Consider the following 12,984-nt stretch of genomic DNA (forward strand, 5'->3'; position numbering starts at 1 on the left):
TTGCGCGGCCGCACGCGCCGCGGTTCTGCCATGCCCCCAGCCAAGAAACTCCTCACCCTCATCGAATTTGTGGGCCACGCGAAATTTCCGGCGCTGTACAAGCAGCTCGGCTTCGACGTCACCACCGAATGGCAGGCGCGCAAGGCGGTTTCCCTGGTCCGCAAGCTCCAGCCCGACGTAATCGTGGCGGATTTCTATTTCCAGGCGGATTTCCGCGACCGCCTGAGCAATCTGGAATCGGTGCTCGCCACCGCCCAACCCTTTCCAGAAACGAAGATCCTCGTGCTCTACGAACCGGAAAGTCAGGCGGCCTTGGACAAGGTGCGGGCTCGGCTGCGCATCGATGCGGCCCTGCCGATTCCTGTACAAGAGGACGCGCTGCGCAAGGTGTTGAGTGGCTGGCGCCAGTGATGACAAGTGCATCACATCCTGCCATCGTCGCCGTGCAACCGGAGTCCTAAGAAGATGGCCATGAAAAACAGGACTCCCACCTGCGCGGGCATCACGCCCCCTCGGTGATTCCGGTCGAGCGAAGCGCGAGCGGGAAACATCCTTCCCGGCCCCGCTCACGCGGGAACCGTCGCTCGCACCAGCAGATATAGCGCCGCGGCAGCCAAGAGATGCCAGAGGAAGTGGCTGCCCACGGGCAGGAAGTTGCACACAGCCCAGTCCATCAGCCGCGCGCCGATGGCGGCCAGCATTAGCCAGGCGGCACCAAGCAGCGCTCGCCCCGCACGCTGACCACTGGCGGCCAACCAGCCGCCCATGGTGAACAGAGCCGCCACCGCTGGCAGGTAGAAGCCCACGCCATTCAACAAATCGGGCGGCATGAGCCAAGCCATGACGCCTTCCACGGCAACGAAGCCGGTAAAAAGCCCCGCCGCCGTGGACGGCGCAAAACCGGCCACGTTTTTCAAGCACAGCCAGAGATAAACGCCCATGAACACGGCGATGGGCAGCACGTCGAACCACAGTGCCCAGGGCTGGGCGATGGCATGCCAGAGGGTGCTACCCGCGCCGATGACCGCCACCAGCACCACGAGCAGGCGGATGGCCGGGCCACCCCGCCATGCAGGCGAGCGCCATAGCCACCAGGCAGCCAGAAAGAAAGCGAGATTGGTGAGCGTGTTGACCGGTTCGCCCAGTCCGCCGCTTTGGGCCCGTTCGCAATACTGGGGCAGGTAGGCCAGCATCGAAGCGCAGTGGTTGTTCAGCGCAGGTCGGTGGCGTCCACGGCCACGCCATGGACGGTGCCACAGGTGCCCGTCAGACCGCCACCACAGGGAAAAGGCGTGTAGCTCACGCGCAGGCGCGCCTTATGGAAGAAGCCCGCCAGCAACACGTCCCGCTGGGCGCCCGTGGCGTAAAGATGCAGACGCTGCCCCGGCACCGTGAAGCGCGTGCCTTCCGCGCGCGTGTCCACACCATCGAATGCACCGTGGTATTCCTCCGCCACGCATGTGGCGCTCACCAGCAGCAAGAGACTCAAGGCGAAGATTTTCATGTCTGACCTCCGTGGCCTTCCCTCACCATAGCCGTCCGGCCCGACGACCACAATGTTCGCTTTGGACAGGCGGGTCCTGGTTGCGCTAAATTTGCGCCATGTCCGTGGAATGCTATGGTCAGCGTCTGCTCAATCCCTTCCGGGGCGCGATGCACACCATTCGCTATGAGGCCGCGGAGGCAGTCACCCTCGACGGGGTACACTGGGATATCTATGTGGCGAACGATAGCCTGCTAGAAGGACTGGATGCGAGCTGCCATCCCCAGATTACGGACATCCGTTTCGGTGCTTGGTCAGTCGAGCGCGGCCTCAAGCGCGGCCCCATCTATCCCTCCGAGGATTTCCTGCGCATGGAGGAGATGGGCGCGATCGTATATCAGTACCTGACCCAGGTGCACCGACGCGTGCCCTTCCCTTTCCGCGATCGCCACGAATTTTGGCTGCTGGACGAGGCGCACCAGCCGCTGGCGCTGCTGCACAGCGTGGTGGAACCCGGCGACATGAATTTGGACGTGGAATTGGAATGGCGACCGGGTTTTCTGGCACGGGAGCGCTTCCGCAGCGATGCCCTGGCCGGGGCAGGAGATTCGGCCGCGGAGCATCTGGCGCGGCACGTCAATGCCCGCGCCGGGGCGCATCCCGCCGGCCAGTGGTTTCGGCGCGAGGCCGACGGTTCGGGTACCGGCCTTGCCCATACCGATGGGGTGGGTGCCGTCGCCGGCCGGCGCTTGCCGCCCGAGGCGTTTCCCCCGCTGCTCCTGGCAGTGGACTGGATGGATGGCGATCACCGCCGCCTGGCCGCCGACTTCCAGGCCTGGCAGGCGCCCTGGCTGCTCGCCCTGCCCGATCTGGACAGGGCGCTGCGCGCCGAGCTGGAACGGCAGGCGCGCCAGCAGGCCACGCTAGTGGAGCGGCTGCACCGCCTCTACCCGGAAGTGGTGGATCGCAAGATGCTCAACGCCGCTCTCGTAGAGGCGATACTCTGCCGCAACCAGGGGGAAGACGCACCCAGCCGCGATACCACCCTCTCCACTTTCTACATCGAACTGGCCCAGCAGCCGCCGGACTGGGAACGGGGACGCTGACTCAATCGCCCCATACCTTGCACCCTGCACGCAGGGCTCGGTAATTTCGCATCATGACGATGGTCTTGCGCACCACCGGCTCGTCGATCACGGGCACAGCCAAGGCCACCTGGGCACGCCAACAGTCGGGCTGTTCCTTACTGAGATCCATCACGCCCCGCGCTCGCGCGGGCGGTGTGGGCAGCAGGCCATGTTCCACCTGGTATTGCTCCAGGGTGGCAAGGCGCAGGCGCCACACCACGGCACGCCCCTCTATGCAGCCCAAAAAGCGCACCTCAGCGAACGCCGCCGGCAAAGGGGTAAGGATCAGATAATCCCGCCCCTGCGCCGCGAGCTCACGCGCAAGAGCCTCGACGGTCTCGAGGCGGCAATCGTCGATCACGGCAACAAAGCTCGCTCAAAAAAATGGCCAACCGGTCGCGGTTGGCCATGGCAGGCATAGGCGCGGTGGCGTCCCGCGCGTGATAAGGAATCAGACGCATCCAGTGGGCTTGGGCAGGCCGCCGTACTTGGTGATGGGCTTCATGGGGCCCGTCATCCACAGCTTGAACACGTCCTGCTGGTCCCAGCCAATGTACTTGGCGAACTTGCGGATCGGCGGCACTGAGCCGAACTCTTCGTAGTACTGGCGGGCCTTCATGATCTGGTCCCACTTCTCGTCGGTCAGCTCTACGCCGTCCGCTTCCGCCATGGCACGGCCGATTTCCGGCGTCCACTCGTTCATGTCTTCCAGATAGCCATCGCCATCACGCTTGGGCAGTTCCATGTTCAACCTCTCCACTTCAAAAAATCAACCAACGATCACGGGGCGGCGGGGCCGTCCCAATAATTGAGCATTTCTCTCGGCTATTAGACAGTAACCCAGCGTGATAGTCAAGTATTTCGTGCAACGCCAGGGCATCCCCTCTAGAGCCGTTTTACTTGCTCAATCAATGGCTTGTGTGGCTGCCGGGAATGCGCACGGCTAGTGCCGGGTGTGGGCAACTTCGATGCGGTTGATATAGTCGGCGGCGCGAGCCAGGGCAGCCTGTACTTCCTCGCCGCTCATCTCCTGACACACCACGTCGCGTAAGAGGTCCGCGTCGGCGTCACCACCCAGCACGGCGACGCTCAACCAGGCGTAAGATTCCACGGCATCTTGCTCGACGCCGCGTCCCTCGGCATAGATCAGGCCGAGCCCGAACTGGGCATCGCGGTCGCCCTTCATGGCTTCTTCGCGCAAAGCGACGGCCAGATCGGGGTCGTGGCGCAGCAGGATCAGGTGGCGCAACAGTTCGGTACCACGGCTCATGGTGGGTTGCTCCGAAATTTCGTTTCTCAGTATAGATGCCGGATCAAATGGGTTCGAGCTGGTAACGCACCCACAGGTGATGCTCGCCGCCCGGCGCCAGGGTGACCACGTCGTCGGCCGCATTGGCGCTTTCCACGCACACCATGTGCAGGTAGCCATCGGGTCCCAGGTCACCCATCGCCGCCGCTTTCGCAAGCCATGGATTCCACACCACCGTGGAATGGCTGTTCTGTTTGCTGATGCGGATGCGACGGGCGAACCGGGTGTCTTCGATCACGCAGGTATCGGGCGTGTCGAGATAGATGCGGTCCACCTCGCGGTCGATGATCACCGGACCCAGTTGCACCTTGCGCGCGCCACCGTCCACCTTGTCCAAGTACTCCACCATGTGCAGCCCGTGGATCTTGGCGAAGCGCACGTCACCCACCGCGAAATAGGTATGCAACGCATCGCCGATGGTGATCGATGTATTGCCGCGGTTCCAGGTGGCGAGGTCCAAGTCGAGCGTCTTGCCAATCACCATCTGCAGCACGAGCTCGGTGGCATGGGGCCACATGGTGCGTGTGGCGTCCGTGGGAATGAGGCGGAAAGCAAGCCAAGTCCCCTCCGGCAACGCCTTCACGGCAATGGGCTCCCAGGGCACGGTACGCGCAAAACCGTGAGCGGGAAAGTCCGCGTACGTGGGATGGGGACCAAACCACGGCCAGCACACGGGCACGCCGCCGCGCACAGACTTGCCGGGGGCGAACTTCGCTTCCGGAGAGGTCCAGATCACGGGCTTCTCGCCCTTGGGTGTCCAATCGATCAGGTGGGCGCCCTGCAGCAGGATGGTGGCGCTGGCGTGCTCATTGGTCACTTCCACCGCGTCCATGCCACCGGGCCCGGGCTTGAATTTCACCTGGCCGGAAACACCGAAACGGTGGTTGAGGGCATCGAGGTGTTGGCTCATCTCTCGTCTTCTCCTTTCTGAGCATGTGCGGCAGCCTGCCGCAATTCCGAATCCCGCATGCGTGCCGCCAGGTTCTCCCAGGGGAGGGCGCGCAGATTCTGCGCGAGACGGTGCACTGCGCCAGTCGTCACCAGTTCCTCGCGCGTTACTTCGTCGGCTACACCCTGCCCGGCCAACAGCAGCAGAAGCGCCTCGCGCTTGGCCGCTTGCTCGGGTACCAGCACGTCCCCCGGCCGGGTATGGAAGGCATCCTCGCCTTCGGCGCAAGCCCGATCGAAGACGTTGAACAGCCGGCACGCCATGGGCCGCACGGGATGGACGGCGCAGGCCTCGTCCACCAGGAAGGGGCAGCCGGGCAACGTGCGCCAGTGGGCGAGCTGCTGCGCGACTTGCGTGCGCAGCCTGCCCTGCAGCCGTTCCAACACGAACCAGTAGAGGCCCATGAGTTCCAAGGGATAGACCGGGATGTCGGCGTGGCTGCGGCAGCAGGCCGCACAACCGCGGGCACAGGCCAGACGCCGGCCTCGACTCTCGGCATGGGCGATGCTGGTGGCCACACTTGAATCGATCATGGCCTCAAGACGCTCAAGCGCACGCAGCCAAGGCGGCGGGACATGGTTCATTGTTCGAGCCTGCATTTCTGGTATGGGTCTTTGGCGCGACCGGCAAGCCTCAATTTCGGTTGCAAGGCCGATGCGGATTCTCTACTGGAACGTAGCATAGCGGCGTCCCGCCCCGCCGAGGCCGATCGATTATAAACGACGGTCAAGCTGCCTTTCCCGCGTAAGTCAGGGCAAGGGCAGCATGTGGATCTCGGCTATTGCTTCCCTTGACCGGAATGACATTGGGTGTCACTGCCATACCACCCTTCATTCCCGGGCAAGTGGGAACCCAGGCCGGGAAAGTCACGGCTGCCGTCGTTTCTGGTTGCCGTCTGCCTGTGGCGCCCAAACCGACGGGCGACATGGCATCTGGCTCTGCAAGACCTGTGGGACCGGCTCGCGGGAGCAGCTTTAGCCGCGATTCCCGGCGACTTGACCCGTCATGCCTTCCTCGTTCCACAGCCAGGCGGCGCCGCGCACACCACTGGAATCGCCGTGCCGGTTCCTAACCAGCCGCGTGTCCACTCGATCCGAAAACACATAGGGCTGCCACAGGCGCGGCACGTTGGCGTACAGCCGCGTGAGATTGGACAGGCCACCGCCCAGCACGATCACGTCCGGGTCGAGCACATTGATTACGTGGGCAAGACCCCGCGCCAGGCGCTCCTCATATTCCGCGAGCGTGGCCTCGCAGCGCGCATCCCCGGCCGCCGCGCGCGCGGCGATGTCGGGCACATCGAGCTTTTCGCCGGTGCGTGCCGCGTGCAGACGGGAAAGTCCCGGCCCAGACAGCCAGGTCTCGAGACAGCCATGGCGTCCGCAATAACAGGCCGGCCCGGGTAACTCTTCGCCACGGGGCCAAGGCAGCGGGTTGTGGCCCCATTCGCCGGCGATGGCATTGGCGCCGGTGAGCAGCCGCCCATGCACGACGATGCCCGCGCCCGTGCCGGTGCCGAGAATCACCCCGAACACCACCGGCGCACCGGCCCCCGCCCCGTCCGTGGCCTCCGACAGAGCAAAGCAATTGGCGTCATTCTCGATGCGCAGCGGCCGTGCCAAAAGCCGCTCCAGGTCTTCCTTCAGCGGCTGATCGTTGAGCCAGACGGAATTGGAATTGCGCATCCGCCCGGTGGCACGCGACAGGGCCCCGGGCGTGCCAATGCCCACGCTGCCGCGCGTCCCGAGCTCGGCCTCGGCGCCGTGCACCAGATCGACGATGGCCGCGAGTGTGGCGCCATAGTCCCCGCGCGGGGTCGGCACCCGGCGGCGCAGACGGACCTGCCCCGCCTCGTCGAGCGCGATGATCTCGATCTTGGTGCCGCCCAGATCGATGCCTAGCCGCATCTCAGCGTCCCGGCGCGGCGGTGACAGACCCCTCTTCCGGATCGATCTCACACTGCCCCGCCACGCAGGCGAATTCCTTGGCGCCTTTGGTGGTGTCCTCTTTCTCGTACACGACGATGTGGGAGAAATCGATGCGTGGCAGACTGGCCATGCGGCGCTCGTATTCCTCGGCGCTGATCTCCTCGTAGGGCGCGAGTTCATACACCGTATCCGCGCGCGGCAAGAAGGACAGCCCCCCCAGGATGTCCCAGTTCTCGTAGAGCCAGTCGGCAGTGGCGATCCACTCGTCCGGGGCCACGGCAATGGTCACCGAGGGATTGTGCTCCGTGTAGTTGAGCTTCACCGTCTTCCAGAACTCGAGCTGTGCGAGTGCATTAAGATCGTTGCGGGTGACGCATCCCTCCGGCGCTTTCACTGGAAACTCGAGCACAAAACTGGTGGCCGAGGCCTCCAGTTGCCCCACCTCCGGGTGGTAGGGGAACTTCTGCTCTTTGAGCATAGTGAACAAGGGATCAGTGGCGGAAATGCGGACGCGGCGCAGGTAGTAGCGCGCGTAGCGCGGGTGCATGCCAGAGGCAGAGTCCACCAGTTGCGACACCGTGCCCGATGGCTTCACACAGGTGACGGCGGTGGAAGGATTGATGCCGAAACGCGCGGCGTATTCGACATTGGTGGCCACCGCCAGCTCACGCAGGCGCGCGAGCACCGTCGGATCTCGCGCCGCCGTGCAGTCCCACATGCCAGTGATGGAAACGCCCAGAAGCCGCTCCTCCTCGCAGTTTTTGCGCCACTCGTCGGAGATGTAGGGAAAATAGGTGAGGGATGCCTGGTAGGTACCGAGGATGGTGGCGAGCCGCATCTTGCGCGCCAGTGTCTCCGCTGTGTCCTCGGCGCGCGCCACCACCTCGGTGAGATTGCAAAACTGCTTCGAGCGCAGGATGATCTCGCCACAGGGATTGGTGCCACTCTTGGGCCAATAGGGCTCGAAACACGGCCAGCGCCGCGCTGGCACCTGCCTGGGCAATCCTCCGCGGTTGAACAGGCCGCGCTCACCCGTCCCACTCTTGGCCAGCGCGAGCCACTCTTCGAGGAAATCCACCGCGCGTGGACGTGCCTCATAGACCGCAGAATTGTTGGCCATGGCGCGCTGCGGATTGGTGATGTAGAAATAACCGCTCTTGGCAGTGCGCAACTCGTCGTCGTCGAAATCCGACAAGGAAATCAGAGCGGAGCGACGCACGCCTCCCATCTCCACCACCTCGCCGATCTTGCAAATGATGTCGTGTACATCCAAGTTGGACAGGCGCTTGCCCTGGTTGGCGAGGATCTTGGCGCGGGCAAACTCCAGGAGCGCCTTCAACGGCCCCGGGCCAGAACTACGCCCGCCCATGGTGTAAAGCCGCGCGCCGGCTGGTCGCACTTGCGAGAAATCGAAACGAATGTCCTTGCCCTCATACCACGTCTTCAGGCCGAGCTTCAGAGCATCGCCCCAGCCTTCCTTGCTGTCGGCCACCACGTGGGTGGGCAGCATCTCGCCGGTCTGGCGGCGGATGATGGGCAAAAGCTGCACGTTCTGGCTTTCCACCGAAAAGCCCACGCCTACGCCGCACATGAGCAGAAACATGATCTCGGCGAAATCGTCGAGTTGCGTAGGCGCAATGAAGGAACAGTTGTAGGCGGCGGCGTTGTTGTTGCGCGCCGCCTTCCCCGCCGACCAAAGCAGGCGCATGGAGGGCATCACCTGTTGGGTGAGGATGGCCTCGCGCAGTTCGGCGTATTCCCCAGGCGCGAGCCGGTCGCCCACTTTTTCATGCATGAAGCCCATGTAACGGTCCACGGTCTCGATCCACGTCTCGCGCCGGCCTTGCTCGTCGATCCAGCGGGAATAGGTGCGGTAATAGATGAACTCGGACAGGGAGTTGCGGAAATAGCGCTTGCTCTCCGCCGCCAGACGACGCACGTGCTCCGGCACCTCCTTCACCTTCTCGCGAATGCGGGCCCGCTCGTGGCGGTAAAGGATGTAGGCCTTGGCCGTCTTGGGAAAGTCGAGGAGGATCAGGGATTCTTCCACCTGGTCCTGGATCTCCTCGACGTGGGGAATGTGCGTGGGCGGAAAGCGTTCCGCTAGCGCTTTGACCACTGCCTCGGCCACCCGTGGGGGATCGTGGGCCAAATCGCCCTCGCCCGCCGCCTCCATGGCGCGGCGCACGGCATTGACGATGCGCTGGGCATCGAAAGGTACGACCCGCCCGTCGCGCTTGCGGGTCTGACTGAAGGGCAGGGACTCCATGAATAATCACTCCGCGGCAGATACTGCATCCTATGCTAGCACGCACCCAAGTTACCCACCGGTCCCACAGAGTGGGCTGCCGGCTGCGCCTGAACCGTCATGCCCACGGCAAGGCAAGCCCCGTTACCATGGCCGTTTTCCTGGACGGCGCATGCTCGCGAGCGACGCAAAGGTGTCATGCGCTGGGCGGCCGTCCATAAAGCGGGGTGAAGTTGGGAATTCTCTTGCCGGAGGACACCATGGCTTTGATCCAAGGCGATCAATCGCTCATGGCAGGACGCATTGTGGCACGGCGTCAACCGTGCTGGGTCGAGCGCAACTATTGAGCATTACGGAAGTAGGCGACATCTTTGTGTCGTCCCCGCGAAAGCGGGGACCCAGGAACATGGCGAGGAATACCCTGGATTCTCGCTTTCGCGGGAATGACGTTTGACTTACGCAGCCTGTCAACGACTTACGTAACGCTCAATAGAACAGCTTCGCGTACTGGGTCACCGGCGTGCAGCGGCCGACAGGCCTCGTGTGGGAGTGGCTGGGGCAGCGCCTGTTCAAGCGCCAGCCACACGCACCGTGACGCCATCCCCGGCGTGGACGGCACGTAGTGACGTCACGTCGCCTTCGGCATCAGCCCAGACATTGCAGCGCGTCACCAGTCGGATCTCGCCCGCGCGCGAGACGGGAGTGGGGCCGAAGCCGATGGCGATAGCCTGGCCCTGGACCCAGAAGGCGATCTCTCCAGGTTCGAGGATCTGGCGCGCATCCTTCTCCAAAGGAACGCTAAGCGGCACAGAAAAATACACTTCGTCGCCCCAGGTCTCGGCGGTGGAAGACAGCGGCAAGGCAGTCCAGACGGCATCGGCGGTGGGCGTGTTCCGTAGGCGGGCCGTGAGCACCACCCGACCCACCTGAATGCGTATCCTGCGCATGCTTGCCTGGCCACGAAAAAGCCGGGGGGCGCCCGGCTATTCGTTCTAAAGCGACGGTTTTTAGGCCACCGTCTCCGGCTCCTCCACGAACAAGAGCTTCACCTGCCCCTGATCGTCCACATCGACCGTCACCTTGCCGCCATTGGCCAGCCGGCCGAAGAGAAGTTCGTCCGCTAGCGCCTTGCGGATGGTGTCCTGGATCAGCCGCGCCATGGGCCGTGCCCCCATCAGAGGATCAAAGCCGCGGGCAGCGAGATGCTCGCGCAGCGCCTCGGTGAAGGTGGCTTCCACCTTCTTCTCGTGCAGCTGCGACTCCAGCTGCATCAGGAACTTGTCCACCACACGCAGGATGATCTCCTTGCTGAGCGGCTTGAAGGAAATGATGGCATCCAGGCGGTTGCGGAACTCGGGCGAGAACAGGCGCTTGATTTCCGCCATCTCATCACCGGCCTTGGCCGGCTGGGCAAAACCGATGCTGGACTTGTTCAGGGCCTCGGCACCGGCGTTGGTGGTCATGATGATCACCACGTTGCGGAAGTCGGCCTTGCGCCCATTGTTGTCCGTGAGCGTGCCGTGGTCCATCACCTGCAACAGGATGTTGAAGATGTCCGGATGGGCCTTCTCGATCTCATCCAGCAGCAACACCGAATACGGATGCTTGGTGATCGCCTCGGTGAGCAGGCCACCCTGGTCGAAACCCACGTAGCCCGGGGGCGCGCCGATGAGGCGCGACACGGCATGGCGCTCCATGTACTCGGACATGTCGAAGCGGATCAGCTCGATGCCCATGGTGTAGGCAAGCTGGCGCGCGACTTCGGTCTTGCCCACCCCGGTGGGCCCCGAGAATAGGAAGCTGCCGATGGGCTTCTGCGGATTACCCAAGCCGCTACGCGCCATCTTGATGGCCGAGGCCAGGGCGTCGATTGCTTCGTCCTGACCGAACACCACGGATTTGAGGTCCCGATCCAGGTTCTTGAGGGCGCTGCGGTCGTCGGAAGACACGTTCTTCGGCGGAATGCGCGCGATCTTGGCAACGATCTCCTCGATTTCCCTGGGCGTGATGGTCTTCTTCTGCTTCGACTTGGGCAGGATACGCTGCGCCGCGCCCGCCTCGTCGATGACGTCGATGGCCTTATCCGGCAGATGGCGATCGTTGATGAACTTGGCCGACAGCTCCGCCGCCGTGGTCAGCGCCGCGGAGGTGTATTTCACGCCATGATGGCTCTCGAAACGCGACTTGAGCCCGCGCAGGATTTCCACCGTCTCCGCCACCGAGGGTTCGGGCACGTCGATTTTCTGGAAGCGGCGCGATAAGGCATGATCTTTCTCGAAGATGCCCCGATACTCGTTGTAGGTGGTGGCCCCGATGCACTTGAGCTGGCCGGAGCTCAAGGCCGGCTTGAGCAGGTTGGAAGCATCGAGCGTGCCGCCCGAGGCCGCACCGGCCCCGATCAAGGTATGGATCTCGTCGATGAACAGGATCGCCCGCTGGTTGTCGATCAGGTGCTTGAGCACAGCCTTCAGGCGCTGTTCGAAGTCGCCCCTGTACTTGGTGCCTGCCAGCAGGGCCCCCATGTCCAGGGCATAGACCACCGAGTTCTTGAGCACGTCCGGCACCTCGCCTTCGACGATGCGCCGCGCCAGTCCTTCGGCAATGGCCGTCTTGCCCACGCCGGCCTCGCCCACCAGCAGCGGGTTGTTCTTGCGCCGGCGGCACAAGGTCTGGATCACCCGCTCCAGCTCCACCTCGCGGCCGATCAAGGGATCGATCTTGCCCATCAGTGCCTGGGCGTTGAGATTCTGGGTAAAGTTTTCCAAGGCGCCCGCGGGCTGCTCATTCTGCTCGTGCTCGGGCTCACCGCTGCCTTCCGGCGAGGATTTGTTGGCTCCGTCCTGCACCTTGCTAATGCCGTGGGAGATGTAGTTGACCACGTCGAGCCGGGTCACGCCCTGCTGATGCAGGAAGTACACGGCATGGGAATCCTTTTCGCCGAAGATGGCCACCAGCACGTTGGCCCCCGTCACCTCTTTTTTGCCAGAGGATTGCACATGCAGAATGGCACGCTGGATCACGCGCTGGAAGCCCAGGGTGGGCTGGGTGTCCACTTCACCGGTGCCACCCACCACGGGCGTATGCTGATGCACGAAGTCCGACAGCGCCTTGCGCAGCGCCTCGATGTTGGCGCCGCAGGCGCGCAGCACCTGCGCCGCGGAGGGGTTGTCCAGCATGGCCAGCAGCAGATGCTCCACGGTGATGAATTCATGGCGCTTCTGCCGGGCTTCGACAAAAGCCATGTGGAGGGAAACTTCCAGTTCCTGTGAGATCATGTGGCTACCCTGCTGCTTCAGGTTTCTTCCATCACACACTGCAACGGGTGCTGGTGCTGCCTTGCAAAGGAGACTACCAGATCGACCTTCGTTGCCGCAATATCCTTGGGAAAGACTCCGCACACGCCGAGCCCTTCCCTGTGGACTTTGAGCATCACCTGTGTGGCCCGTTCCCTGTCCATGTGAAAAAACCGCTGCAGGACCAGGACCACGAAGTCCATGGGTGTGTAATCGTCGTTGAGGAGGATGACTTTATAGAGAGGCGGGGGTTTGACCCGGCTCTCTTCCACCTCCCGAACCGGCGTGAGTTGATCGTCCAGTGCCATAGCGCCTGCCTCGATAGCCTATTAATTTGGACTACTGGTCGGCTTTTTTCAACCCGGATTATCCATTAGGACGCGGGATGGGGGTGGCCCCAGGCGCGCCTGGGTTGGGTAAGACCGTCGCAGGCCTTGAATATCTGGCCGAGAAGTCGAGCGCAAGCCGGGCCGCATGGGGCCGCCCACACCCGCGTAGACGCGGGCGTGATGTCAGGACGACGGTGGATCCCATAATGCAGTGCAGCTCCTGGGGTACGCACCGGTCTAATGGATAATCTGGGCTCAAGCCTCTGGAAAGCCGCCGGGCAAGCGGGTCGCGACGGCTGCTTGCAGCTCAAGACAAGC

The 12,984-nt window shown here is 63.4% G+C and carries 14 protein-coding genes; 2 read left to right on the forward strand and 12 right to left on the reverse strand.

Going from position 1 to position 12,984, the window contains the following annotated elements; genetic code table 11:
- The first annotated feature begins 30 nt into the window (after positions 1-30).
- Positions 31-411 (forward strand): hypothetical protein, encoded by a 381-nt coding sequence (locus V6E02_RS07675; RefSeq protein WP_347308198.1) that lies wholly within the window; start codon positions 31-33, stop codon positions 409-411.
- A gap of 155 nt (positions 412-566) precedes the next feature.
- On the opposite strand, the gene V6E02_RS07680 is transcribed toward V6E02_RS07675, so the two are convergent.
- Together V6E02_RS07680 and V6E02_RS07685 are read right to left on the reverse strand one after the other, a co-directional pair.
- On the reverse strand, positions 567-1,193 hold the full coding sequence (locus V6E02_RS07680; protein ID WP_347308199.1) for a ceramidase domain-containing protein: 627 nt from the start codon (positions 1,191-1,193) through the stop codon (positions 567-569).
- A gap of 17 nt (positions 1,194-1,210) precedes the next feature.
- On the reverse strand, positions 1,211-1,504 hold the full coding sequence (locus V6E02_RS07685) for a hypothetical protein (RefSeq protein ID WP_347308200.1): 294 nt from the start codon (positions 1,502-1,504) through the stop codon (positions 1,211-1,213).
- Positions 1,505-1,602: 98 nt separating this feature from the next.
- Here V6E02_RS07685 and V6E02_RS07690 point away from each other — a divergent pair, with 98 nt between their 5' ends.
- The gene (locus V6E02_RS07690; protein WP_347308201.1) at positions 1,603-2,589 is read left to right on the forward strand and encodes a hypothetical protein; all 987 of its coding nucleotides are present in this window, start codon (positions 1,603-1,605) and stop codon (positions 2,587-2,589) included.
- A 1-nt stretch (position 2,590) separates the two neighbouring features.
- Here the strand turns inward: V6E02_RS07690 and V6E02_RS07695 are convergent, their stop codons facing one another.
- The 10 genes from V6E02_RS07695 to clpS form a co-directional block, all read right to left on the reverse strand.
- Entirely contained in the window at positions 2,591-2,971 is a 381-nt protein-coding gene (locus V6E02_RS07695; protein ID WP_347308202.1) for a hypothetical protein, read from the reverse strand.
- A gap of 90 nt (positions 2,972-3,061) precedes the next feature.
- Positions 3,062-3,355 (reverse strand): TusE/DsrC/DsvC family sulfur relay protein, encoded by a 294-nt coding sequence (locus V6E02_RS07700; RefSeq protein ID WP_347308203.1) that lies wholly within the window; start codon positions 3,353-3,355, stop codon positions 3,062-3,064.
- A gap of 198 nt (positions 3,356-3,553) precedes the next feature.
- On the reverse strand, positions 3,554-3,880 hold the full coding sequence (locus tag V6E02_RS07705; RefSeq protein ID WP_347308204.1) for an SEL1-like repeat protein: 327 nt from the start codon (positions 3,878-3,880) through the stop codon (positions 3,554-3,556).
- A gap of 43 nt (positions 3,881-3,923) precedes the next feature.
- A complete protein-coding gene (locus V6E02_RS07710; protein WP_347308205.1) occupies positions 3,924-4,829 on the reverse strand; it encodes a D-hexose-6-phosphate mutarotase in 906 nt (301 codons plus the stop codon).
- Positions 4,826-5,401: a YkgJ family cysteine cluster protein gene (locus tag V6E02_RS07715; RefSeq protein WP_347308206.1), complete on the reverse strand. Its 576-nt coding sequence runs from the start codon at positions 5,399-5,401 to the stop codon at positions 4,826-4,828. The genes V6E02_RS07710 and V6E02_RS07715 overlap by 4 nt, the downstream gene beginning before the upstream one ends.
- A gap of 441 nt (positions 5,402-5,842) precedes the next feature.
- Positions 5,843-6,775: an ROK family protein gene (locus V6E02_RS07720; protein ID WP_347308207.1), complete on the reverse strand. Its 933-nt coding sequence runs from the start codon at positions 6,773-6,775 to the stop codon at positions 5,843-5,845.
- A 1-nt stretch (position 6,776) separates the two neighbouring features.
- A complete protein-coding gene (locus tag V6E02_RS07725; RefSeq protein WP_347308208.1) occupies positions 6,777-9,065 on the reverse strand; it encodes an ATP cone domain-containing protein in 2,289 nt (762 codons plus the stop codon).
- Positions 9,066-9,613: 548 nt separating this feature from the next.
- Positions 9,614-9,991, reverse strand: coding sequence for a cyclophilin-like fold protein (locus V6E02_RS07730; RefSeq protein WP_347308209.1), 378 nt, complete (start codon positions 9,989-9,991; stop codon positions 9,614-9,616).
- Positions 9,992-10,051: 60 nt separating this feature from the next.
- The gene (gene clpA, locus V6E02_RS07735) at positions 10,052-12,319 is read right to left on the reverse strand and encodes an ATP-dependent Clp protease ATP-binding subunit ClpA (protein ID WP_347308210.1); all 2,268 of its coding nucleotides are present in this window, start codon (positions 12,317-12,319) and stop codon (positions 10,052-10,054) included.
- Between the two features lie 17 nt (positions 12,320-12,336).
- A complete protein-coding gene (gene clpS, locus V6E02_RS07740) occupies positions 12,337-12,645 on the reverse strand; it encodes an ATP-dependent Clp protease adapter ClpS (RefSeq protein ID WP_347308211.1) in 309 nt (102 codons plus the stop codon).
- Positions 12,646-12,984: the final 339 nt, after the last annotated feature.

Origin of the sequence: Thiobacter sp. AK1, assembly GCF_039822265.1 — a bacterium.
Classification (GTDB): Bacteria; Pseudomonadota; Gammaproteobacteria; order Burkholderiales; family Thiobacteraceae; genus Thiobacter; species Thiobacter aerophilum.